This is a genomic window from Psychromarinibacter halotolerans, assembly GCF_029168315.1.
Taxonomy (GTDB): Bacteria; Pseudomonadota; Alphaproteobacteria; order Rhodobacterales; family Rhodobacteraceae; genus Psychromarinibacter; species Psychromarinibacter halotolerans.
In genome coordinates, this window is the sequence record NZ_JARGYD010000002.1 from 17,436 (window position 1) to 40,897 (window position 23,462).

Consider the following 23,462-nt stretch of genomic DNA (forward strand, 5'->3'; position numbering starts at 1 on the left):
ATGTGGTTCCTCCTATGGTCAGTTGTCTGAAACAAGCGCAAGACCCGGCACGCGTTCGGCGATGTCCGGTCCGGCTTGCATGGCGTATTCAAGGTTGATCCGCGCAAGCCGCGCGTGTTCGCGGGCCAGCGATTCCGCGCGCGCGCCTTCGCGGGCGAGGATGGCGTCGAACAGGGCGCGGTGCTGACGTTGCGCACGGGGCAGCGAGGCGCGGAAGTCGTGCACGACCTCCTGCCCCTGCAAGAACGCGCTGGGCGACGCGAGTGGCAAGCGCGCGGCGCGTTCTACCTCGCGCTGCACCACCCGGCTTCCGGCCAGCGCGGCGATCAGTTCGTGAAACCGCGCGTTCAGCCGCACGTAGGCCGTGAAGTCGATCGCATCCGCCGACGCCGTCGCCCGGTCCAGCGCATCAAGCACCGCGCGGCATTCGACCGCCAGCGCCGGATCCGCGCCGCGTTCGGCCGCCAGCCGGGCCGCCGTGCCCTCGACGACGCCGCGCAGTTCGATGGCGTCGATGATGTCTTCCATGGTGAAGCTCGCGACACGGCAGCGCCCGGTGTCGGCGCGTTCCAGCAGGCCTTCCTCGACCAGCCGGTCCATCGCCTGCCGCAGCGGCGTGCGCGAAATTCCAAAACGTTCGGCAAGCGCGGTCTCAGCCAGTCGGGTGTTCGCCTCGACCCCGCCGTTCAGGATAAGCGCGCGCAACTCCTGCAGCGCCTTCTCGTACTGAGAGACTCTCTCCTCCGTCGGCATAGTTCCTCCCTTTGCCGCTGGCGAAACGCTATTCTGTATACATTTCCCTGTCAAAGAATAACGCACGGCGGACATACGGCCATCACGGGGCGCTTATGTATACAGAAATGTGATCGGCGCCCGTTCCAGCGGGCCAACGATCCACCCAGCCAACCTGCCGCCGATTAAGCGAAATTTAACCATCGCCGGTGATTTTCCGAGGTACGGCATACGTGAATGTTCAGTCTTGGGGAGACGACGAAGATGCCTGCACTCAGGGTCTTCCGCTGCCGCGAATGCGGTCACCGGATGCGGCTGGCCGGGCGCCTGTGTGGCCGGTGCCATGCCCGCAAGGGGTTGCTGCAGTCCCGTGCCATCGTCATTGCATCCGGCTCGGCGATCCTGATCCTGTGCACCGTCATCGTGATCGTGCTTGCCGCACCGTCGGATTCGACCGAACGTCATGCCAGCCAAGCCTCGGCGCGGTTTTGACAAAACCGCAAACATACGGCAATTGGATGCAATTATCGCAATCCAGAGCCTGCCATGAACCTTCGGGGTCTTCGCCTGTTCCGCTATGTCGTCGCCACCGGCTCGCTGTCAGAGGCCGCCGACCGGCTGAACCTGTCACCATCCGCCGCCAGCCGCCTGCTGACACAGCTGGAAGGTCAACTGTCGCTGACGCTGTTCTCGCGCTCGCGGCGGAACCTTGAACTGACGGACGAAGGCGCGCTGTTCTACCAGCAGATTTCCAACACGCTGGACGGCATCGACGAGATCCCGCTAATCGCCCGCGACATCCGCACGCGGACCCGCAACTGGCTGTCGGTAGTCACCGCCGCGCCGCTGGCGAACGGCCTAGTCGTGCCCACCATCGCCCGACTGCGGCGCGAGGGCGTCGACCTGCAATGCACGGTCCACGTCGAAAGCCGGTTCGAGATCGAAAGCAAGGTTGCCGCGCGGGGCTATAACATGGGCCTTATCTCGCTTCCGGTCGAGAACGAGATCATCCCGATCGACATCATGCCCGTGCTGCGGTCGCGACTGTGCGTGCTGATGCCTGCGGGGCATTCGCTGGAACGTGCGAAGGAGGTCGCACTTGGCGATCTGGCCGCCGGTCCGCTGGTGTCGCTGGCGGCGGGGCAAAGGTGGCGCGACCGGCTGGAAGACGTGATGGGCACCGCAGGCCTGCGGCCCGAGATCGCGTTCGAAACGGGATCGACAATCGTGACCGTCGAGATGGTGCGGCAGGGGCTTGGACTGACACTGATCGACCCGATGGTGATGACCCCGGCCACGATGCAGGGCATGGCGCTGCGCCCGCTAGAGGGCGACCACTGGATCACCTACGCCAGCGTGCACGCGAAAGGGCCGCGCGCCGAGCTGGCAGAGGTCTTTCTTGATGGCATCATGGCCCATGTCGAAGACCGCCGCGCCACCGAACCCGGGCTTGCCGACAGCGTCTACCTGATCTGATCCGTAAGGCTATTGGCCACCTTGTGCGCAAGGGCGGCGGCATCGCGGGCAATGCGGGCGCTGTCGCCGCAATAGCCAGCCGGGTCCAGACCGTCGCGAATTTCCGGTTCGGTCATGTGCTGGCGCACCGCGCTATCCGACAGCAGCGCGTCCAGCACCGTCTGCCCCGCCGCCCGGTGGTCCAGCGCGTGGTGGATCAGGTCGTGCGCCGCCGCACGCCCGGTCCGGGGCGCAAGCATCATCATCAGCCGTTCGGTCGCGATGGCCCCGCCGGTGGCCCGCAAATTCTGCTCCATTCGGTCAGGATCGACCGCGATCCGGCGCAGCAAGCCATCGAACCCCTCGGCCAGCGTCCACGCCAGCGGGACCGCGCGGTCCAGCACAGCGTTGACCAACTGGTTGCGCACCGCGTCGCCCTCGTGACTGGAGGCCCCGGTTTCCAGCGCCGAGCCCGCCAGCCCGCGCAGTTCGGCCGCCTCGGCCAGCACGCGGACGACATACTTGGGATTGATCTTGTGCGGCATGGTCGAGGACCCGACCGTCCCGGCGTCCAGTGTTTCCGACACCTCTCCGATTTCCTCGGTCATCAGCAGGTACAGCTCGGACGCGATACGCTCGATGGTCATCGCCAGCAGCGACAGTTGCAGCACGTAGTCCGCGAACAGGTCGTTGATCGCGCGCCCGGGCACCAGCAACGCGTCCAGCCCGAACCGCGCGGCCAGCCGCGCGTTCAGCTCTTGCCCGCCCGCGCCATAGGCGTGCATTGCGCCGACCGCGCCGCCGAACGGAAGCACGAACAGGCGGCGGCCGCCGTGGTCCAGCCGGTCGATGGCGCGGGTCATCTCTTCGATCCAACCAGCGACCTTGAACCCGTAGGTGATCGGCAACGCGTGTTGCCGGTTGGTGCGGCCCGCCATCAGCGTTTCGGCATGGGTCGTCGCGGTGTCGGCCAATTGTTCCAGCACCGACCGAAGCGCCTTGCGGATGGCGCGGTCGGCTTCGCGGATCAGCAGGATGCGCCCAGTCTGGATCACGTTCTGCGTCGTCGCGCCCCAATGGACCCACGCCCCGGCCTCGCCCGCGGCGCGCCCCAGCAGCCGGGTCAGCGACAGGATCGGCGCATGGGTGACGCGGATGTCGGCCTGCAACGCCTCGATCCCGATGGTGTCCAGCCGCGCGGCGGCGCGGATGCCCTCGGCGGCGTGGTCCGGGATCATGCCCATGTCGGCCTGCACCTCGGCCAGCGCGGCCTCGACGTCCAGCCACGACTGCCACAGCGTTTCGCGCGCGAACAGGGTGTCGGGCGTCAGGTTCGGGGTTCCAAGCTTCATCGGGCATCCTCTGTCACCGGCGCCCCGTCGCCAAAGCGCGGCGCCGCCGCCAGCAGGCGTGCGGTATAGTCATTCGTCGGGTTCGACAGGACGTCGGCGGCGGTGCCGTGTTCGACGATGCGGCCCTGATACATGACCGCGACCCGGTCGGCCGTTTCGTGCACCACCGCCATGTCGTGGGTGATCAGCAACGTGGTCAGCCCCATCTCGCGGCGCAGGTCTTCCAGCAGCTTCAGGATTTGCGCCTGCACCGACACGTCCAGCGCCGAGGTCGGCTCGTCGCAGATCAGCGCCTCGGGCCGGGTGACAAGCGCGCGGGCGATGGCGACGCGCTGGCGTTGCCCGCCGGACAGCTGCGACGGATAGGCGTGCAGCAAGCGAGCGGGCAGGCGGACATGCTCCATCGCTTCTTTCACCGCCGCCATGCGGCTCGTGCCGTCCCCCTCGCCCCGCAGCACCAGCGGCCGCGCGATGATCTCGGACAGCCGTCGACGCGGGTTGAGCGAGGTGTAGGGGTCCTGAAACACGGGCTGCACGAACCGCGCCCGTTCCGTCGCGGGCAGGTCGGCCAGCGGACGGCCCAGCATCGACACCGCACCGGATGTCGGCTGGTCCAGCCCCAGAAGAATGCGCGCCAGTGTCGATTTGCCCGAACCGCTTTCACCGATCAGGGCCATCGTCTCGCCGCGCTTCACCGACAGGCTGACACCGTCCAGCGCCCGGATCTCGCGCTTCGGGCCGAATAGTCCCTTGCGCGAGGTGAACAGCCGGGTCACGTCGCGGGCGACGATCACCTCGTCGTCGGAGGCGCGCGCCGAAATGACATGCGCCGGTTCGCCATCCAGACGCGGGATCGAATCCAGCAGCATCCGGGTATAGTCGTGCTGCGGGGAAAACATGACCTGCCTGGCGGGCCCCTGTTCGACCAGTTCGCCAGCGTACATCACAGCGACCTTGTCCGTCCTCTCTGCTACCACGGCAAGATCGTGCGAGATCAGGATCAGCCCCATCTGTCGTTCGCGCCGCAGGTCGTCCAGCAGGTCGAGAATCTGCGCCTGCACCGTCACGTCCAGCGCGGTCGTCGGCTCGTCCGCGATCAACAGGTCCGGGTCCAGCATCAGCGTCATCGCGATCATCACGCGCTGCCGCTGGCCGCCGGACATCTGGTGCGGGAACTGGCTCATGCGGCCCTGCGGATCGGGGATGCCGACACGGTCCAGCAGATCGACCGCCTTCTTCCGCGCCGCCGAGGCGGACATCAGACCGCGCGCCACGGCGGCCTCGGTCATCTGGCGCCCGATGGTGTAGACCGGGTTCAGCGACGTCATCGGTTCCTGAAAGATCATGCCGATCCGCGGGCCCGCGATGGTCGCGGCGAACGTGCGGTCGTCAAGCTGCGGCAAATCCTGCCCGTCGAAGGCCAGCCGTGCGGCCTTTGGCCGGGCACTGCGGGGCAGCAGCCGCATCAGGGCCAGCGCCGTCATCGACTTGCCAGAGCCGCTTTCGCCAACGATGCCCAGCGCCTCGCCCCGGTCCAGCGACAGCGAAACGTCCTTGACCGCGTGCAACATGCCGCCCGGCAGGGCCAGCGAGATGTCGAGGTTTCGGATATCCAGAAGCTGGCTCATTCGTTGCGCCCCTCTGGCGAAGTGATGTCGCGCAGGCCGTCGCCCATTAGGTTGGCGCCGATGACCAGCAGGAACAGGCAGATGCCCGGCAGAACGACCAGCCACGGCCGATAGAACATGGCCTGCTTGCCCTCGGCGATCATCAGGCCCCACGACGGGGTCGGCGGCTGGATACCCACGCCGAGGAAGCTCAGCGAGCTTTCGGCAAGGATCGCGATGCCCAGTTCGAAGGTGAAGATCACGATGATCGCGCTCAGCAGGTTGGGCATGATCTCGTGCCAGATGATCTGCCGTGGGCTGGCCCCCGATGCGGCGGCGGCGGCGACAAAGTCCTGACTGCGGATGCGTTGCGTGGCGGCACGAGTCACCACGAGGTAGTAGGTCCAGTGCAGCACGCCGACGATGCCGATCACCACCCAGATCGACGGGCCGATGATGAACACCAGCGCCATCGCCAGCAGCAATCCGGGAAGCGCAAGCTGCGCGGTCAGCAGGAAGCTGATCGCATGGTCCGCCCAGCCGCCGAAGTACCCGGCGATAACGCCCAGCGTCACGCCGATCAGCAGGCCGACGGTGGCCGCGCCAATGCCGATGGTGATCGACACGCGGGTGCCGTAGATCAGCCGGCTGAGATAATCGCGGCCATTCTGGTCGGTGCCCAGCAGATAGTCCCAGTTGCCGCCCTCGACCCAGACCGGCGGCAGCATCCGCGCAGACAGCGATTGCGCATAGGGATCGTGCGGCGCGATCAGCGGCGCGAAGATCGCGATCACGACGATCACAAGGATCAGGCCCGCCCCGATCAGAAAGCCGGTGTGACCGAACAGCCGCTGGCGGAAGATCTGGCCCGGCGTCAGCACGATCTGTGCCTCGTCATCGGCGGGCGTGGTGGAAAAGCTAAGGTCTGTACTGGTCATCCGATCCGGATCCTCGGGTCCAGTGCCGCATTCAGGATGTCGGCAAGAAGGTTCATGGCGACGAAGACGATGGCGAAGACGAAGATCAGCATCTGCACGGTCGGGATGTCCGCGCCGAGGATCGATTCCAGCGCCAGCCGGCCCAGCCCGTTGATGGCGAAGATCGACTCGGTGATGACAGAGCCGCCGAATTTCTGGCCCAGCTGGACCGCAAGGACCGAGATCACTGGCAGCAGCGCGTTGCGCATCGCGTGGCGGCGCAGCAGCGGCCAGCCGCGAAAACCCTTCGACCGGGCGGTGCGGACATAGTCGGCGCCCATCACCTCGATCAGGCCGGTCCGCGTCAGCCGCATGACCGCCGGGACCGAGGACGCGCCCAGCACGAAGGCCGGAAGGACGAAGTGGCGCCAGCTGTCATCGCCCGACACAGGGAAGATCGGGACCATGACGCCGAACAGGATAATCATGATCAAGCCCAGCCAGAAGTTCGGCACCGCCTGCGCCGACACGGCGACGCCCAGCGCGAAACGGTCGATCCAGCTGTTGGGGTTCAGCGCGGCCAGCGCGCCCAGGGGAATGGCGATCAGGATGGTGACGGCCAGCGCCGACAGGGCCAGCGTGATCGTTTCGTCCGCGCGGTCCGCGACCAGTTCGGCCACCGGCTTGTGCCAGTAATAGCTTTCGCCGAAATCGCCCTGCAGCACGCCGCCGAGCCAGTCGAAGTAGCGGACCGACAGCGGACGATCCAGCCCATAGCGGGCGCGGATCGCCTCGACCACGTCGGGGGTCGCGTCCTCTCCGGCGATGGCTTGGGCGGGGTCGGCGGCGACGTTAAGCAGAAGGAACGCGGCAAGCGAGACCGTGAAGGCGACAAGAAGCGCGAGCAGCCCGCGCAGGGCGATGTATCGCAACATGAGGCAAGGGTCCTATCTGGTGCGGAGGCCGACAGTATCGGCCCCCGCACGGGACGTGTCACTTCCAGCTGGCGTTCTGCAGACGGGGCAGCCCGTCCGGATCCAGCGGGAAATCAAGCTCTGGCGACACGAGGTAGTTCGCCGAGTAAGAGAACAGCGGCGCCCACAGGGCCTCGTCCGCGATCTTGCCGATGGCGTCAGAATAGATCGCCTTCCGCTCTTCCTGGTCGCTGGTCTGCTCGGCCGACAGCACAAGCTCGGCCAGATCACCGTCGCCCGACATGTCGCGGTCGGACTGGCCCGAGAAGTGGATGCGCGCGATGGCCGCCGTGTCGGCGGTGCCGCCCGAACCCCAAGTGCCGAAGTACGCCGGGATTTCGCGTGCGGCGCGGGCTTGGTTCAGGCTTTCCAGCTTCACATAGCGCAGGGTCACGTCGATGCCGACCTTGGTCAGATCCGACGCGATCGCCTCTGCCGCCGCCTTGTCGCGGTAGGCCCACAGCTCAAGCGGGAAGCCATCGGGATATCCGGCCTCGGCCAGCAGCGCCTTTGCCTTCTCGGGGTCGTAGGGATAAGCTACCGCGGCCTGGTCGCACCCGAACTGCGCCGGGTGACAGGCGGTGTGGATCGCTTCTGCCGAGCCGCCGATCAGGAATTCGGCCATCTCCTCGGTGTTCAGCGCGTGATTGACCGCGCGGCGCACCAGCACATTGGTCAGCGGGCCGTCCGGGTCGGTGTAGCCGCCAGCGTCCAGCACAAGGAAGCCGACCCGCAGGTCCGGGCCACTGAGATGCGAGGCCATCGGCGTGGCGCCAAGGCTTTCGGCAAGATCCAGCGGGACCTTGAACATCCAGTCGATGCCGCCGGACATCAGCTCTGCCTGCTGCGTGCCGACGTCGGGAATGTTGCGCACCACGACGTTGCCGATCTCGGGCGCCTCGCCGAAGTAGTCGTCGAACCTTTCCAGCACCAGCTCGGTGCCCGGCTCGAAGCTGACGACACGGTAGGGGCCAGTGCCGATCAGATCGCTGGACATCGCGTCGCGGTCGATCTCTCCGCCTTCGTTATAGGTGCCGTCCTTGCGGATCATGATCCGGTTGGCCATGTCGCGGATCACCAGCGGATACACGGACTTGAGGTGAAAGCGCACGGTATCGGGCCCGGTCACCTCTGCATTGTCCAGCCAGCGTTCCACCACACCCGTGGCGTTCGACTCGCTCTCGGGGCTGGCGATCCAGTTGTAGGTGTAGGCGACGTCTTCCGGCGTCAGGGTACTGCCGTCGTGGAACTTCACGTCGTCGCGCAGGGTGACGTCCAGCGTCATGTCGTCGACCCATTCGTACCCGGTCGCGATCGAGGGGTTCACCTCCTGCGTTTCCGGATCGATGTTGAACAGCGTCGCATCGGTCAGCTGCGCAAGGATGATGTACTCGCGCTTGGTGGTGTAGTTGTAGTCGAGGTTCAGGATCTCTTCCGCCATCGCGGCGCGAAGCGTGTCGTCCTCGGGGCCTGCGTGGGCCGTGGCGAAGGACGTGGCGAGCGCAAGGGCACTCGCGGCGCAGACACTGCGCCAGCGTGACATTCTCATGGTTTCCTCCCTTTCGATGCCAGTGATACTAGCGTCGCCGCCTATATGCTAAAATTGCAAATATAAGACGTTTACTTGCGTCAGGCGCAACTGAGGTGCAGGAACCGCACGGCACACGCCATGCCAGCGCATCGCCGCGTGACTGTAAGACACACGACGGCGCGGCGCCGAAGCGCCGCGATCGTGCATGTCAGTCGTGACTGGAAGGTGGTGGTAGCGGAGGAGGGACTTGAACCCCCGACACAAGGATTATGATTCCTCTGCTCTAACCAACTGAGCTACTCCGCCGGAACCGCCGGCGTAGGTATGCGAGGCGGCGCAGGGCGTCAAGCGGGAAAAACCGCCCGCATGGCGGAAAAATCCGCTGCCGTTGCGGCGGCCCTTATCGCTTGGGTGCGCTCGACTTGATCTCGCCGAAGGTCAGCACCGGAGAGGCATCCATTTCCTCGGCATTCAGCATCGAGGCGACCCGCTCCAGCGACGAGATCAGCAGCGCCTGCTCCCAGTCCTTCAGCGTCTCGAAGGATTTCACGAACCGCTGTTGCAAGGCATCCGGCGCGGTATCGACCGCCGCGCGGCCCGCGTCGGTGATGACAACGTCCGTCTGGCGGCGGTCCGCCTCGGACCGGTAGCGGGTGACCATGCCCCGCGCGACCAGCTTGTCGACCAGCGCCGTCACGGTCGCCTGACTGACGCCCATGCGGTTCGCAAGCTCTTTCGGTGTGACCCCGGCGTTCTTCCCGCCGGCCACCAGCTGCAGCACCCGCAACTGCGCGGGCGTCAGCCCCGCGGCCTGCGCGAGGTTGCGTTCGTACAGCTCTGTCGCACGCAGAATCCTGCGAAGCGCGATCAGGCTTTGGTCGGTTCTGGGGCTTACATCTTCGGCCATATGACGGGTTTATCCTCGCTCCGCAGGGATCGGCAACACCCCGCCGGTGGCACATCCTTCATGAGATGAAGGACTTTTCAGGGCAAATTCCTTCGCTATGTGAAAGATTTTTTCCGCATATCACTATTTTAGCAACAAATTCGTGGATTTTTCTTTCATTCGTTGAAACCAAACGGCGTCCAATCTATTTAGTCTACCGAACGAAATGCGAGGAACGGTAAAAGCCATGCCGAAAGACACCATCACACCCCGATCGCGGACGCCCCTTCTGCGCAAGCCGGACGCGACGGACGGGGCCGAAATCTGGGAGCTGGTGAAAGCCTGCAAACCGCTCGACGAAAATTCCATGTACTGCAATCTGGTCCAAGCCGACCATTTCCGCGACACCTGCGTGGTGGCGGAACTGAACGGCGAAATCGTGGGCTGGATCTCGGGCCACATGATCCCGGCGAAAGAAGAGCTTTTCGTCTGGCAGGTCGCTGTCGGCCCGAAAGCGCGCGGTCTTGGCCTTGGGCGCAAGATGCTGCTCGAGCTGGTGAACCGCGACGAATGTGAAGGTGCCACGCACCTGAAGACCACGATCACCGAAGACAACGACGCTTCGTGGGGTCTTTTCCGCAGCTTCGCCCGCCATATCGGCGGCGACCTGTCGGACGAGCCGCATTTCGAAAGCGAAGAACATTTTGGCGGCAAGCACGACACCGAGCACATGGTGACGGTCGAACTGCCGCAACCGGCCCCGCTGGCGCGCGCTGCATAAGCGCCGCCGCACCCGGTTTCCCCTGACAGAAATTCCTTCCCGAAAGGAGCACGACATGCCGAAAGACATGAATAAAAACTATGAGATCTACGAACGTCGCGAAAGCGAAGCCCGCTCTTACTGCCGTGGCTTCCCGACGTCCTTCGCCAGCGCGTCCGGGTCCGAACTGACCGACGACAAAGGCAATACCTACATCGACTTCCTGGCCGGTTGCTCGTCGCTGAACTACGGGCACAACGACCCGGACATGAAGCAGGCGCTGATCGACCACATCTCGAACGATGGTATCGCGCACGGTCTTGACCTGCACACCGACACCAAGGGCGACTTCCTGACGACGTTCGAGGAGAAGATCCTCGAACCGCGCGGGATGGACCACAAGGTGATGTTCACCGGCCCGACCGGCGCGAACGCCGTCGAGGCGGCGATGAAGATCGCCCGCAAGGTGACTGGCCGCACCAACATCATCGCCTTCACCAACGGCTTCCACGGCGTGACGATGGGCGCCCTTGCCGCAACCGGCAACGGCTATCACCGTGGCGGCGCCGCTGGCGCTGCGCTGACCGGCGTGACGCGTATGCCCTTCGACCGCTACATGGGCGAAGACTGCGACACCACGAAGTTCCTCGAAGCCGTGTTGAAAGACGCCTCGTCCGGCGTTGACGCTCCGGCTGCGATCCTGCTGGAAACCGTGCAGGGCGAAGGCGGCCTGAACGCTGCCCGCACCGAGTGGGTCCAGAAGGTTGCCAAACTGGCCAAGGAACACGGCGCGCTGCTGATCGTCGATGACATTCAGGCGGGCTGTGGCCGGACCGGCACGTTTTTCTCGTTCGAGAAAATGGACATCCAGCCGGACATCGTGACGATGGCGAAATCGGTCTCGGGCTTCGGCCTGCCGCTGGGCCTTGTCCTTGTGCGCCCCGAACATGACGTGATGGGCCCGGCCGAGCACAACGGCACCTTCCGCGGCAACACCCATGCCTTCGTGACCGCCCGCGTGGCGATCGAGAAGTTCTGGGCCGACGACAGCTTTGAAAAAGAGCTGGCCGAGAAGGAAGAGATCCTGACCGAGGCGCTGGCCGATCTGGCCGAGATCGTCGACGGCGGCAAGCTGAAGGGCCGCGGCCTGATGCGTGGCGTCGACGTCGGCTCGGGCGAGCTGGCCTCGAAAATCTGCGGTCGCGCGTTCGAGAAAGGTCTTATCATCGAGACCTCCGGCCCGGACGACGAAGTCGTCAAGGTGCTGGCGCCGCTGACCACCCCGAAGGAGACGTTCCGCAAGGGCCTGAACATCGTTCTCGATGCGGCTCGCGACGTCACCACCAACAACACTATTGCTGCGGAGTAACCCGACATGATCGTTCGTGACTTCAACAAGATCGTAAAGGACGAGCGCGACCGCGTGGTGTCCGATGCCAACTGGACCAGCGTGCGGATGCTGCTGGCCCAGGACGGGATGGGCTTTTCCTTCCACATCACCTTTCTCGAGGCGGGTTCGGAACACACGTTCCACTACAAGAACCACTTCGAGAGCGTTTACTGTATGCAGGGCAAGGGCACGATCACCGACCTCGCCACCGGCGAGACGCACGAGATCACGCCCGGCGTCATGTATGCGCTGAACGAACATGACAAGCACACGCTGAAAGCCGAGGAAGAACTCGTGATGGCGTGCTGCTTCAATCCGCCCGTGACCGGGACCGAGGTCCACCAAGAGGACGGGTCCTATGCACCGGCGAAGGAACTTGCCGACTAAGCCATGACCGAGCAAAACCACACAGTCGAAAAAATCGGCGGCACGTCCATGTCGCGCGTCGATGAACTGCGGGACACGCTGTTCATCGGCGAGCGCACGGGCGCCGACCTTTACGGGCGCGTCTTCGTCGTGTCGGCCTTTGGCGGCATCACCAACCTGCTGCTAGAACACAAGAAGTCCGGTGACGCGGGCGTCTATGCCCGGTTTGCCAACTCGGACAACGACCACGGCTGGCACGAGGCGCTAGACAAGGTCGCCGAAGCGATGACCGAGGCGCACGGCAAGGTGCTGGAGCACTCGGCCGACATCGAACGGGCCGACGGCTTCGTCCGCGAACGGATCGAAGGCGCGCGCAACTGCCTGATCGACTTGCAGCGCCTGTGTTCCTACGGCCACTTCCGCCTATCGGAACATATGCTGCAGATCCGCGAACTGCTGTCCGGGCTGGGCGAGGCGCATTCCGCCTTCGTCACGACCCAGATGCTTCAGCGGGCGGGCGTGAACGCGCGTCTGGTGGATCTGTCGGGCTGGCGTGACCAAGGCGACGTGTCGCTGGAAGAACGTATCAACTCTGCCATGAGCGGTGTCGATCCGGCGACTGAGATGCCGATCGTGACCGGCTACGCGCAATGCGCCGAAGGCCTGATGCGTGAATTTGATCGGGGTTATTCCGAAGTGACGTTTTCGAAGCTCGCCGCCCTGACGGGTGCGCGCGAGGCGATCATTCACAAGGAATTCCACCTGTCGTCCGCCGATCCCAACCTTGTGGGTCAGGACGCCGTGCGCAAGCTGGGCCGGACCAACTATGACGTGGCCGACCAGCTGTCGAACATGGGCATGGAAGCGATCCACCCGAAGGCTGCCAAGACGCTGCGCCAGGCCGATGTGCCGCTGCGCGTCACGAACGCCTTCGAGCCGGGCGATCCGGGCACGCTGATCGACGATCAGCCGGCCGAGGAACCCGCGGTCGAGATCGTGACCGGCCTCGACATCATCGCGCTGGAACTGTTCGAACAGGACATGGTGGGCGTGAAAGGCTACGACGCCGCGATCCTTGAGGTGCTGACGCGCCACAACGTGCGGATCGTGTCGAAGGTGTCGAACGCCAACACGATCACCCACTATGTCGATGCCTCGCTGAAGACCATGCGGCGCGTCGAACGGGATCTGTCGGAACGCTATCCGTCGGCCGAAGTCCGGTCGCGGACGCTAAGCGTCGCATCGGTCATTGGCCGCGACCTGCGCGGTCTGTCGGTGCTGACCCGTGGCCTTCAGGCCATCGCGGATGCCGGTCTGGAATCCATCGGCGCCAGCCAAGGCCCGCGCAATGTGGACGTCCTGTACGTCCTTGAGCGCGACGACCTGAAGCCGGCGATCAAGGCGCTGCACGGCGCGCTGGTCGAAAACCAGCCGGCCGCTTTTCCTAGGAAAGCCGCCTGATCCGCCATCGGCAGGTTTGAAATGACAAAGGGCCGCACTTTCCCGGGGCGGCCCTTTTCATTTGGGTCAGCTTGCGACCCGGAACGCGTCGGTTTGGGCGATCATGCTGTCTTCGGGAACCTCCAGCGCCTCTAGCGGCACCGCCGCCAGACGCTCGGACTCCTCGGGCTCGACCCCCATCGCGCGCAGCATCGCCGCCACGAAGGCGTCGACGTCGACATCGCAACCATTGTGAAGCCGACGCAGGACCGCCAGCGAGCTGGATTCGAGGATGTCGATGGCGATCTGCGACGGGATCGGACAGAACAGACCCGCCTTCATCCCCTCTTCAAGGTAGATCGGCGTGACCTCGCGGACGTAGCTGCCCGGCCCGGCGCCGCGCATACCAAGGCGCGCAAGGAATTCCAGAAACAGCGGATAGCGACGTGCGACGTCGATGAAACCTTTCAGCCCCTGCACCATCTGCACCCGCGCATCGCCGCTGTTCTTCCGCGCCGAGGCGGATGCCAGCTGAATGATCTCGTGGCCAAGCTCGTTCTTCGCGGCCTCTAGCAGCGCGTCGATGCTGCGGAAGTGGTTGTAGAACGTGCCACGGGCAACGCCGGCCTCTTCGATGACATGCTCGATCACCGTGCCTTCCGGACCCTGCCGCGCGAAAACGCGGGTTGCGGCCTCGATCAGGCGGCGGCGCATCTTCACGCGCCGTTGTTCGGCCACACGGGTGCGGTGGTCTCCCATCGCGTTCATCATTCCTTCTCCGGTCGTTTGACGTTGAACACGGCGCAGTACAGCGCCGGGACGAACAGCAGGGTGATCAGCGTCCCTGCAATGATGCCGCCCATCATCGCGAAGGCCATCGGCCCCCAGAAGATCTGGCGCGAGATCGGGATCAGCGCGAGGCTGGCCGCCGCCGCGGTCAGCAGGATCGGGCGGGCACGCTGGTCCGAGGCCTCGAACACGGCGTCCCAACGGCTGCGGCCCGCCTCTAGCAGGTCCTGAATTGCCTGCACGAGGATGATCGAGTTCCGGATCAGGATGCCGACCAGCGCCAGCACCCCCAGCACCGCGACGAAGCCCATCGGCGCGCCGGACCCCAGCAGCGCCACGACCACGCCGATCAGGCCCAGCGGCGCAACTGCCATGACCACCGCCATCAGGCGGAAGCTTTGCATCTGCATCATGGTCAGCGTCAGAATGATCAGGATCATGATCGGCACGACGGCGACGATGGGCGCCTGGCTTTCGGCGCTGGTCTCGACGACGCCGCCGATCTCGACCGTGTAGCCCCTTGGCAACTCTTGGCGGAACGCTTCGATATCGGCGGCCTGATCGTTCACGATGGTGGCCGGCTGGTCGTCGCTGATGACGGCGGCCTTCACGGTGATCACCGGCGTCCGATCCTCTTGACGGATGATCGGCTGTTCGGTCGTCCACGTCAGACTGGCGATCGACGACAGCGGGATCGGTGTCCCGTCCCCGCCGGCGAACTGCAGATCCTCAAGCGAGGACAGCGTCGAACGGTCCTGCGCCTCGCCCCGCGCCAGCACGTCCACCAGCGTGCGCCCATCGCGCAGCTGGGTGACGGTGGTGCCTTCGAACAGGCTGGTCAGCACGTTGGCGACGTCGGCCTGCGTGAGGCCAAGCTGCCGCATCCGCGCTTGGTCAAGATCCACCCGTATCACGCGGCTGGGCTCGTTCCAGTCAAGGCTGATGGCGTCCAGTCGCTGATCCTTCGACAGCACCGCCGCCAGCTTCAGCGCCTCTTCACGCAGCACCGCATAGTCGGTTCCGGCCACGCGATATTGCACCGGCTTGCCGACCGGCGGCCCAAGCTCGATGAACTTTGGGAAGAACTCGACCGCGACATGTTCAAGCGAGTATTCACGGATCTTCGCTGTCAGCGCATCGCGGGCGTCCAGATCAGGGGTCACGATCACCACCTGCCCGATGTTCGGCCCGGCGGTGGGCGCATCGTGGGTCAGGATGAACCGGGGCGCCCCGTCCCCGATGTAGGCGGTCCAGAAGGTCGGTTCCTCCTGCTCTGCCAGCCATGCCTCGAAATCCGCCATCTCCGAATTGGTCGCGTTGAAGCTAGCGTTCTGGCGCAGCGTCACGTCCACCACGATCTCGGTCCGGTCGGACGTCGGGAAGAACTGCTGTTCGACCTTCGCCATGCCAAGCAGTGCGACAGCGAACGCGGCAAGCGTGACAAGGATCGTCAGCCACCGGAACCGCATCGCCAGCCGCAACACGCCGTGGAACCTGCGCCGCAACCAACCCGGTTCGCCATGCGTGTGCTTCCATTTCTTCGGCAGGAAGGTCGCGCCCAGCACCGGCGCGAACAGGACGGCGACGATCCAGCTTAGCACAAGCGAAACCGCGATGACGTAGAACAGCGAGATCGTGTATTCGCCCGCCTGACTGCCGTTCAGCCCGATGGGAATGAAGCCCGCGACGGTGATCAGCGTGCCGGTCAGCATCGGCCACGCGATCGTCGTCCAAGCATAGGCCGCCGCCTTCGTCCGGCTTTCGCCGCGCTCCAGCCGCGAGATCATCGTTTCGATCGCGATCATCGCGTCGTCCACCAGCAGCCCCAGCGCAATGATCAGCGCCCCTAGCGAGATCCGCTGCAGCGTGATGCCCATCTCGTTCAGGATCAGGAACGTCAGCGCCAGCACCAGCGGGATCGTCAGGCTGACGACAAAGCCAGCCCGAATGCCGAGAGAGACGAAGCTGACGGCCAGCACGATCAGAACCGCCTCGGCCAGCGCCTGCACAAAGTGGCCGACGGACTCGTCCACCACATGCGGTTGGTCGGCGACCTTGTGCACCTCGATCCCGACCGGCAGGTCCTTGACCATCTCGGCCATCAGCGCGTCGATTTCCTCGCCGAAGTCGAGAATGTTCTCGCCGGGCCGCATGCCGATGATCAGCCCGATGGCCGGTTCCCCGTTGTACCGCACCAACGAATCCGGCGGATCGATATAGCCTTCGCTGACGTCGGCCACGTCGGACAGGGTGAAGAAGATGTCGCCCGACCGCAGCGGCGCGGCGGCCAGCGCCTCGGCATCTTCGAACTGACCGCCGACGCGAAGCAGAAGGCGTTCTCGTTCGGTGTGGATCGTGCCCGACGGCACGATGGCGTTCTGCGCGCCCAGCGTGGTCAGCACGGTCTGCGCGTTCAGGCCAAGGGCCGCCATGCGCTCGGTCGAGAATTCAAGATAGATGACCCGTTCGCGGGTTCCGATCAGGTCCACCTTGCCTGCAGCGGGAAGCTGCTGGACCGCGTCGCGGACATCCTCGACATAGTCCTTCAATTCTTCCGGGCGGTAGCCGTCGGACGTGAAGGCAAAGATGTTGCCGTAGACGTCGCCGAAGTTGTCGTTGAACCCGAAGCCCGCGAACTCGTTCGGAAAATCGCCACGGATGTCCGACATCATGTTGCGGACCTTGGTCCATGCGATCGGAATCTCGGACGAATCCATGTCGTCGCGCAGATCGACATAGACCACGGCCTGCCCCGGATAGGTGACCGAGCGGGTCGAATCCAGAACGTCCAGTTCCTGCAGCTTCCGCTCGATCCGGTCGGTGACCTGCGTCACGGTCTCTTCGGCGGTGGCACCGGGCATCGATGCGGACACGACCATGGTGCGGATGGTGAAAGACGGATCTTCTTCGCGCCCCATCGACATATAGGACAGGCCGCCGCCGATCAGCGAGACCAGCATCAGGAACCAGACGAAGGACCGGTGCCCCAGCGCCCAGTCGGACAGGTTGAAGCCTTTCATTCCCGATGCTCCCCGACGATCTGTCCTTCTTCGAGGCTCGACGCGCCCCGCACCACGATCTCGTCGCCGTCACCGACACCCGACGTGATCACCACCCGGCGTCCCACCTCGGGACCCAGTTCCACGGGAACGAATTCCACCGCTCGACCCGGCCCGACACGCCAGACCCCCGGCGCGTCCTCGGTGCCCCCGATGGCGCCCGCCGGCAGCGAGATCACCGGCGCGGTCTCGGTCGCGTAGGTCGCGGTGACAAGGCTGCCGATGCGGAAATCGTCCGGCGGATCCTGCAGGGTCAGCCGCAAGCGGCGGGTATCCAGGTTGGCGTCGGCCACCGGCTCGACCAGTCGCAGCACAGCCTTCACCGGCGTGACGCTGGCGGAATGGTGCCGCACGTCGAAGATCGCACGGCGCGGCAGCAGCGTGACGTATTCCGTGGGCACGTCGATCACCGCCTCGCGCCCCAGAACGTCGACCAGTTCAAGGATCGCCGTGCCGGGCGACACAAGCGTGCCCGGCTCTGCCTGCGTCGACAGGATGATGCCATCGCGCGGCGCCAAAAGCGTGCCATAGGCGGCGGCGTCCTCGGCCTGCGACAGCTGCGCCTCGGCGCTGCGAAGGCTGGCGGCGGTCGCGTCCCGGTAGGCGCGCGCCTGCTCCAGCGCGGCGGTGGTGGCGACGCCCAGCTCGACAAGCCGCGTGGTGCGATCGAATTGCTGGCGGCCCAGCCGCGCCTCGGCGGCGGCGGCGCTCAGCGCGGCGCGCGAGGCGGCAAGGTCTTCTTCCAGCGTGATGCCGTCCAGCGTCGCCAGAACATCGCCGCGCGCCACGACATCGCCGACGTCCACGTTCAAGGTCGACAGCCGGCCGCTGGTCTGGAACGCCAGCGTCACGACGTTCTCGCCCTGCACCACGCCCGCGAAGCCGCGTTCGGTGTTTTGGTCTTCGGACACGATTTCCGAGATCACGGGCCGCGGCACATCCGCGGTCACCAGAGGTTCTTCGGCGGGCACCACGGGTTCGCTTGCAGGCAGCGGTGCGGGCAACAGGAACGCCGACGCGACAAGGACCATAACGCGTTTCATTCCGAACCCTCCCCTGCCTCGACAAGGCGACCGTCGTACATGAATTGCGACCCCGCACCGACGACAAGGTCGCCTTCTTCAAGGCCACCCGTTATCGCGACGAACACGTCCGCATAGGCCCAGACCTCGACCCCGGACAGGTGGGCGCGCATGGTTTCCGGGTCCACCAGCCAGACCGCCGGGCCGTCCGCTGTGGCCGTCAGGGCGTTCCAAGGGACCCGCATGATCGGCAGGCTGGTGATGGTGACAGAACCGGTCACGGTGGCGCCGATCAGCATCGCTTCGCCAAGGTCTTCCGGGATTTCCGCCCGGACCTCGACGGTGCCGGACTCGGTCAGGACCGGCGACACCTCGCGGACGCGCGCCTTGAACTCGGCGTCGCTTCCCCGTGGCGAAACGGTGAAGCTTCTGCCGATGAACGCGGACAGACCGCCAACGTCGGGGGCATAGAATACCGCTTCGCGCTTGCCCTGACTTGCCAGAGAGACAACGGCCGATCCAGCCGTCGCCACCTCGCCCACGTCGGCTCTGCGCTCGATCACGATCACGTCTTCGATGGCGCGGATCTCGGTGTCTTCGACCGCCTGCCGGGCGCGGTCAAGCTGGGCCGCTGCCTGATCGCGGGAAGAAATGGCAGAGGTCAGCGCCTCTTCCGCCTCGTCGAGGGTGGACTGCGTGCCGACGCCGCGTTCGACAAGGTTCGCGGCGCGGTCTCGAGCCTGCTCGGCCTGAACCAGCGCGGCCTCGGCGGCGGCCAAGGACGCCTCGGCGGCGCTGAGCGAGGCGTTCGCCTGCGCCGGATCGACCCGCGCGATCAGGTCGCCGCGGTTCACATCGTCCCCGACCTCGACGGCGATCTCGACGATGCGGCCGCCGGTGCGGAACGCCGCGGGATAGCTGTTCTGCGCCTCGATCGACCCGATCAGGACATAGTCACGCGGCAGCGTTTGCTCGGTTACCTCGACGATCTGTACGGGAAGCGCGGTTTCCGCACTTGCGGCGCTGGCAGTCACTGCGATCAGCCCGGCCGCGACTGCGGCCCGAAATAGTCCACTCATAATCTCACCCTCCGAACCGGATGGCCCGCGACCGGGAATTTGTTCAAAATGACACTTCTGTCAATACTACGACTGAAACATTTGTGCGGCGGGTTGCCGCGCCGGGTCCGACCTAAGGCGGAACCGCAAGCGCCGTCGGGCGTTATAGAAGCTGTTAGTACGCGATGCGTCGCAGGTGATGAAGTGTTGTTTATCCGTCGCTTGCGGCGGACCAAGCCTCGTTTCACACCCGCGACATCCATGCAACGCACAGTGGCCCGCATGTTTCGCACGACCGTTTCCGAGGACTAAAGATTGACCAGCACTGACACCCAGATGGGCCGCAACGCGGTCGAAAACGGCGACTCGGTTCACGACTCGGGGCCGGCATCCGTCTGTGACGTCATCGACCGCATGGAATCTTCTGCCGACGGTGACGAAACCACCCTTCGCGAGGTCGTATCGGCGCTGGGCGAGGCGTCCTTCGTCCCTGTTCTGATGGCGCCTGCGCTGGCCGTTCTGTCGCCGTTGTCGGGCGTTCCGGCGTTCTCTTCGATCTGCGGCATCACCATCGCGCTTGTGGCGATCCAGCTTTTGATGAACCGCGACCACCTGTGGTTGCCCGACTGGATGATGCGCCGAAAGGTGAAGTCCGAGTCGCTTCTCAAGGCGACCCGCTGGCTGCGCAAACCGGCGGGTTTCCTTGACCGCATGTCGCGCGAAAGGGTCAGCTTCCTTGTCTCGCGCCCATTCTCATGGGTCACAGAGCTTGCGTGCCTGCTGTGCGGCCTTGCGATGCCCTTCCTCGAACTGCTGCCGTTTACCTCTTCGATCCTCGGCGGCGCGGTCACGCTGTTCTCGCTGTCGCTTCTGGTGCGCGACGGGCTGATCTCGGTGATCGGGTTCTGCGTGATCGGATGCGCGGCAACGCTGGTCTACATGCTGGTGGTCTAAAGACAGCCCTTCAGGTCGTCGGCAATCCCGCGCAGCAAGGCGCCGTAGAAATCGGGGCCGGTCGGGTTCTCGGCCCCCTGCAGGTCGATGACCGCGTAGGGCACGTCCGCGCCGACCGCCCGGGCAAGTCCGGGGCTGACATGGGGTTCCAGAACAATGCAGGCGTGATCCAGCGCGGCGACCTCTTCGGCAAGCTCGGACAGCCGCCGGGGACTGGGCGCGCTTTCACCCATCGTCATCGTGCCGGCAGCGTGCAGGCCGAACCCGGCCTCGAAATACTGCGTCGCGTCGTGAAACAGGATAAGGTCGACCGACCGGATCGGTGCCAGCGTGTCGTTCAGTTCCGCAAACAGCGCCGTCAAGCGCTCGTGCGCCGCCGCCGCGTTCTTTTGGTACGCCTCGGCGTTGTCGGGGTCCGCGTCCGACAGCCGCCCCGCGATGACATCCAGCCACGTCAGGGCGTTTTCAGGCAACAACCAGACGTGCGGATCGAGCCCGCCCGTGTCATGCGCGTGTCCGCCATCGCCGTGGTCGTCCTCGCCGTGGTCGTCCTCGCCGTGGTCGTCTTCGTCATGACCGTGTTCGTCCGCGTGATCCGACGCATCGGCCCACCGAAGCGCCAGCCGCTTTGTCCCGTCGGCATCCATCAGCGACACATGCTCGGCCCCGCCAGCCAACGTCTCCATCGGTGCGGCCAGCCAAGGCGTCAGGGACTCGCCGATCCAGAATACCATGTTGGCCTGTTCCAGCGCGTCCGCCTCTGAAGGGCGCATCGAGTACGAATGCGGGTCCGCGCCCGGCGGCAGTATCAGTCCGGGCTCGGCCAGATCGCCCATCACAAGCGACACAAGCGAATGCACCGGACCGATGTCCGTCACCACGGCGGGGACGTCGGCAAAAGCCGGAGCCGAGGTTGCGGCCAGAAGCGAGGCGATGGCGGTCTGTCTGAACATGGAAGCGGTCTCCGGCCCGGGTTGCGAGCGGGCTTGATGACCGATACAGCATAACATATCAAGTGGGAACCAACGGAGGACACGACGATGGACCCGGTCGGTTTCGAAAACCACGATCACCACCACTGCATCGCCGACGGCGTTGCCGCGGCGGACGCCTACTGCGCGCAGAACGGACTTCAGCTGACGAACCAGCGCCGCCGCGTGCTGGAAATCCTGCTGGAACGGCATCGCGCCCTTGGCGCCTACGAAATCCTCGACGTCCTGCGCGAGGAAGGCATGGGCTCGCAGCCGCCTGTGGCGTACCGCGCGCTGGATTTCCTGCAAAAGCATGGCTTCGTGCATCGGATCGAACGGCTGAACGCCTTCATCGCCTGCTCGCATCCCGGCGCGCGCCACTCTCCGGCGTTCCTGATCTGCCGCGTCTGCGACAGCGTGGCAGAGGCCAGCGCCGATCCGGCCAGCGGAATGCTGGGCCACGCCGCCGCAGAGACGGGGTTCGTGATCGAACGCGCCGTGGTCGAGGCAGAGGGCGTCTGCCCCAATTGCAAGGACGCCGCATGAGCCTTGTCGACATCCGCGGTCTTGGCGTGAAGGCCGGCGGACGCCAGATCCTGCATGACGTCACCTTCCGCATGGACCCCGGAGAGATCGTGACCGTCGTCGGCCCGAACGGGTCCGGCAAGTCGACCCTGCTGCGCTGCATCGTCGGCGCCGTCCGCCCGCAGTCGGGATCGGTGAAGCTGAAGCCCGGCCTGCGCATCGGCTATGTCCCGCAAAAGCTGCATATCGACCCGACCCTTCCGATCACCGCGCGCCGGTTTCTGGGCCTGCCGCATCCCGTCGCGGACGACGCGGCGCAGCAGGCGCTGGACGCCTCCGGCGCCGGACATCTGGGCGGACACCAGATGGCGGACCTGTCCGGCGGGCAATTCCAGCGGGTACTGCTGGCCCGCGCGCTTTTGACCCGGCCCGACCTGCTGATCCTTGACGAGGCGACGCAGGGCATGGATCAGCCGGGCTCTGCCGAGTTCTACCGCCAGATCGAAAAGGTCCGGGCCGAACTGGGCTGCGCCGTGCTGATGGTCAGCCACGAACTTCACGTCGTGATGGCCGCCTCGGACCGGGTGGTTTGCCTGAACGGGCACGTCTGCTGCGAAGGCGCGCCGGAACATGTGGCGTCAGCCCCCGAGTACCGCGCCCTGTTCGGCACCGGCACGCAGGGCGCGCTGGCGCTGTACCGCCACGAACACACGCACAGCCACGACCACGATCATTCCCACGGGCACGATCACGCGCATGATCACGACCATGGGCACAAACACGGGCACGAGCACGCAAATTGACCCTTCTCGACAGCTTCCTTGCCCGCGCCACCCTTGCCGGGATCGGCACCGCCCTTGCCGCCGCACCGCTGGGCTGTTTCATCGTGTGGCGCCGGATGGCCTATTTCGGAGACGCGACCGCGCACGCCTCGATACTTGGGGTGGCGCTGGCGCTGGCGCTTGACGTGCCGGTCTTCGGGGGCGTGCTGCTGGCCGCGCTGGCGATGGCGACGCTGGTGTCCGTCCTTGCCGGGCGCGGCTTCGCGATGGACACGCTGCTGGGCGTGATGGCGCATTCGTCGCTGGCCTTCGGACTTGTCGCCGTCTCGTTTCTAGACGGCGTGCGGGTCGACCTGTCGGCCTATCTGTTCGGCGACATCCTCGCCGTCGGCCGGGTGGACATCGCGCTGATCTGGGGCGGCGCCGTTCTGGTGCTGGCGCTGATCTGGTGGCGCTGGTCGGCGATCCTGACGGCGACGCTGAACCCCGATCTGGCCCATGCCGCCGGGATCGACCCTAGGCGCGAACAACTGGTCCTGACCCTTGCCTTGGCGATCGTCGTCGCCGTCGCGATCAAGGTGGTGGGCATCCTTCTGATTGTCGCGCTGCTGCTGGTCCCCGCCGCCGCCGCCCGACCCTTCGCACGCACCCCGGAAGGCATGGCAATCGTCGCCGCGGGCATTGGCGTCGTGTCGGCCGCGGGGGGGATGCAGTTCGCTTATATCCTCGATACGCCGACCGGTCCGACCATCGTTTGCGTCGCCGCCATCCTGTTCCTGATCAGCGGCACGCTCGACGCGCTGCGCCGCAGGCTTCTTCGCTAACGCAGCGAAATTATTTCAAAAATTTTCTTGCCCAAAGCGGTTTGGGCCGCAAATATGCCGGTGGGAGG

The 23,462-nt window shown here is 65.3% G+C and carries 22 protein-coding genes and 1 tRNA gene; 10 read left to right on the forward strand and 13 right to left on the reverse strand.

The window, feature by feature from the left end:
• Positions 1–18 precede the first annotated feature (18 nt).
• Positions 19–753 (reverse strand): GntR family transcriptional regulator, encoded by a 735-nt coding sequence (locus P1K30_RS04965; RefSeq protein WP_275631589.1) that lies wholly within the window; start codon positions 751–753, stop codon positions 19–21.
• A gap of 243 nt (positions 754–996) precedes the next feature.
• Here P1K30_RS04965 and P1K30_RS04970 point away from each other — a divergent pair, with 243 nt between their 5' ends.
• A complete protein-coding gene (locus P1K30_RS04970) occupies positions 997–1,224 on the forward strand; it encodes a hypothetical protein (protein WP_275631590.1) in 228 nt (75 codons plus the stop codon).
• 54 nt (positions 1,225–1,278) lie between these two features.
• Entirely contained in the window at positions 1,279–2,208 is a 930-nt protein-coding gene (locus tag P1K30_RS04975) for a LysR family transcriptional regulator (protein ID WP_275631591.1), read from the forward strand.
• Here the strand turns inward: P1K30_RS04975 and P1K30_RS04980 are convergent.
• The 7 genes from P1K30_RS04980 to P1K30_RS05010 all read right to left on the reverse strand — a co-directional run bounded on the left by P1K30_RS04980 (position 2,196) and on the right by P1K30_RS05010 (position 9,475).
• Entirely contained in the window at positions 2,196–3,539 is a 1,344-nt protein-coding gene (locus P1K30_RS04980; protein WP_275631592.1) for a lyase family protein, read from the reverse strand. The genes P1K30_RS04975 and P1K30_RS04980 overlap by 13 nt on opposite strands.
• Positions 3,536–5,167 carry a dipeptide ABC transporter ATP-binding protein gene (locus P1K30_RS04985; protein WP_275631593.1) on the reverse strand — a complete coding sequence of 544 codons (1,632 nt, stop codon included), beginning with the start codon at positions 5,165–5,167 and terminating at the stop codon, positions 3,536–3,538. The genes P1K30_RS04980 and P1K30_RS04985 overlap by 4 nt, the downstream gene beginning before the upstream one ends.
• The gene (locus tag P1K30_RS04990) at positions 5,164–6,084 is read right to left on the reverse strand and encodes an ABC transporter permease (RefSeq protein ID WP_275631594.1); all 921 of its coding nucleotides are present in this window, start codon (positions 6,082–6,084) and stop codon (positions 5,164–5,166) included. The genes P1K30_RS04985 and P1K30_RS04990 overlap by 4 nt, the downstream gene beginning before the upstream one ends.
• On the reverse strand, positions 6,081–6,998 hold the full coding sequence (locus tag P1K30_RS04995; protein ID WP_275631595.1) for an ABC transporter permease: 918 nt from the start codon (positions 6,996–6,998) through the stop codon (positions 6,081–6,083). The genes P1K30_RS04990 and P1K30_RS04995 overlap by 4 nt, the downstream gene beginning before the upstream one ends.
• Before the next feature lie 58 nt (positions 6,999–7,056).
• Complete coding sequence (locus P1K30_RS05000; RefSeq protein WP_275631596.1) at positions 7,057–8,586, reverse strand: ABC transporter substrate-binding protein; 1,530 nt, start codon at positions 8,584–8,586, stop codon at positions 7,057–7,059.
• Between the two features lie 211 nt (positions 8,587–8,797).
• Positions 8,798–8,874: transfer RNA gene (locus P1K30_RS05005), tRNA-Met, on the reverse strand.
• Between the two features lie 94 nt (positions 8,875–8,968).
• Positions 8,969–9,475 carry a MarR family winged helix-turn-helix transcriptional regulator gene (locus P1K30_RS05010; protein ID WP_275631597.1) on the reverse strand — a complete coding sequence of 169 codons (507 nt, stop codon included), beginning with the start codon at positions 9,473–9,475 and terminating at the stop codon, positions 8,969–8,971.
• A 226-nt stretch (positions 9,476–9,701) separates the two neighbouring features.
• On the opposite strand from P1K30_RS05010, the gene ectA reads away from it, so the two are divergent.
• Genes ectA through P1K30_RS05030 form a run of 4 tightly spaced genes read left to right on the forward strand, consistent with a single transcriptional unit; the run spans position 9,702 to position 13,431 of the window.
• On the forward strand, positions 9,702–10,235 hold the full coding sequence (gene ectA, locus P1K30_RS05015; RefSeq protein ID WP_275631598.1) for a diaminobutyrate acetyltransferase: 534 nt from the start codon (positions 9,702–9,704) through the stop codon (positions 10,233–10,235).
• A 55-nt stretch (positions 10,236–10,290) separates the two neighbouring features.
• Positions 10,291–11,583 (forward strand): diaminobutyrate--2-oxoglutarate transaminase, encoded by a 1,293-nt coding sequence (gene ectB / locus P1K30_RS05020; protein ID WP_275631599.1) that lies wholly within the window; start codon positions 10,291–10,293, stop codon positions 11,581–11,583.
• A gap of 6 nt (positions 11,584–11,589) precedes the next feature.
• Entirely contained in the window at positions 11,590–11,991 is a 402-nt protein-coding gene (locus P1K30_RS05025) for an ectoine synthase (RefSeq protein WP_275631600.1), read from the forward strand.
• 3 nt (positions 11,992–11,994) lie between these two features.
• Positions 11,995–13,431, forward strand: a complete 1,437-nt coding sequence (locus P1K30_RS05030; protein WP_275631601.1) for an aspartate kinase — start codon at positions 11,995–11,997, stop codon at positions 13,429–13,431.
• 66 nt (positions 13,432–13,497) lie between these two features.
• On the opposite strand, the gene P1K30_RS05035 is transcribed toward P1K30_RS05030, so the two are convergent.
• Genes P1K30_RS05035 through P1K30_RS05050 form a run of 4 tightly spaced genes read right to left on the reverse strand, consistent with a single transcriptional unit; the run spans position 13,498 to position 19,359 of the window.
• Positions 13,498–14,178, reverse strand: a complete 681-nt coding sequence (locus P1K30_RS05035) for a TetR/AcrR family transcriptional regulator (RefSeq protein WP_275631602.1) — start codon at positions 14,176–14,178, stop codon at positions 13,498–13,500.
• On the reverse strand, positions 14,178–17,219 hold the full coding sequence (locus tag P1K30_RS05040; RefSeq protein WP_275631603.1) for an efflux RND transporter permease subunit: 3,042 nt from the start codon (positions 17,217–17,219) through the stop codon (positions 14,178–14,180). Before P1K30_RS05040 ends, P1K30_RS05035 begins: the two co-directional genes overlap by 1 nt.
• A complete protein-coding gene (locus tag P1K30_RS05045; RefSeq protein ID WP_275631604.1) occupies positions 17,216–18,301 on the reverse strand; it encodes an efflux RND transporter periplasmic adaptor subunit in 1,086 nt (361 codons plus the stop codon). Before P1K30_RS05045 ends, P1K30_RS05040 begins: the two co-directional genes overlap by 4 nt.
• Complete coding sequence (locus tag P1K30_RS05050; protein ID WP_275631605.1) at positions 18,298–19,359, reverse strand: efflux RND transporter periplasmic adaptor subunit; 1,062 nt, start codon at positions 19,357–19,359, stop codon at positions 18,298–18,300. The genes P1K30_RS05045 and P1K30_RS05050 overlap by 4 nt, the downstream gene beginning before the upstream one ends.
• 294 nt (positions 19,360–19,653) lie before the next feature.
• Between P1K30_RS05050 and P1K30_RS05055 the strand changes: the two genes are divergently transcribed.
• Complete coding sequence (locus P1K30_RS05055; RefSeq protein ID WP_275631606.1) at positions 19,654–20,292, forward strand: exopolysaccharide biosynthesis protein; 639 nt, start codon at positions 19,654–19,656, stop codon at positions 20,290–20,292.
• On the opposite strand, the gene P1K30_RS05060 is transcribed toward P1K30_RS05055, so the two are convergent.
• The gene (locus tag P1K30_RS05060; RefSeq protein WP_275631607.1) at positions 20,289–21,245 is read right to left on the reverse strand and encodes a zinc ABC transporter substrate-binding protein; all 957 of its coding nucleotides are present in this window, start codon (positions 21,243–21,245) and stop codon (positions 20,289–20,291) included. The two genes, P1K30_RS05055 and P1K30_RS05060, sit on opposite strands and share 4 nt — an antisense overlap.
• Before the next feature lie 87 nt (positions 21,246–21,332).
• Between P1K30_RS05060 and P1K30_RS05065 the strand changes: the two genes are divergently transcribed.
• The 3 genes from P1K30_RS05065 to P1K30_RS05075 are packed head-to-tail and all read left to right on the forward strand — an operon-like array spanning position 21,333 to position 23,394.
• A complete protein-coding gene (locus P1K30_RS05065; RefSeq protein ID WP_275631608.1) occupies positions 21,333–21,809 on the forward strand; it encodes a Fur family transcriptional regulator in 477 nt (158 codons plus the stop codon).
• Positions 21,806–22,591 carry an ATP-binding cassette domain-containing protein gene (locus P1K30_RS05070; RefSeq protein WP_275631609.1) on the forward strand — a complete coding sequence of 262 codons (786 nt, stop codon included), beginning with the start codon at positions 21,806–21,808 and terminating at the stop codon, positions 22,589–22,591. The genes P1K30_RS05065 and P1K30_RS05070 overlap by 4 nt, the downstream gene beginning before the upstream one ends.
• Entirely contained in the window at positions 22,588–23,394 is an 807-nt protein-coding gene (locus P1K30_RS05075; protein WP_275631610.1) for a metal ABC transporter permease, read from the forward strand. Before P1K30_RS05070 ends, P1K30_RS05075 begins: the two co-directional genes overlap by 4 nt.
• Positions 23,395–23,462: the final 68 nt, after the last annotated feature.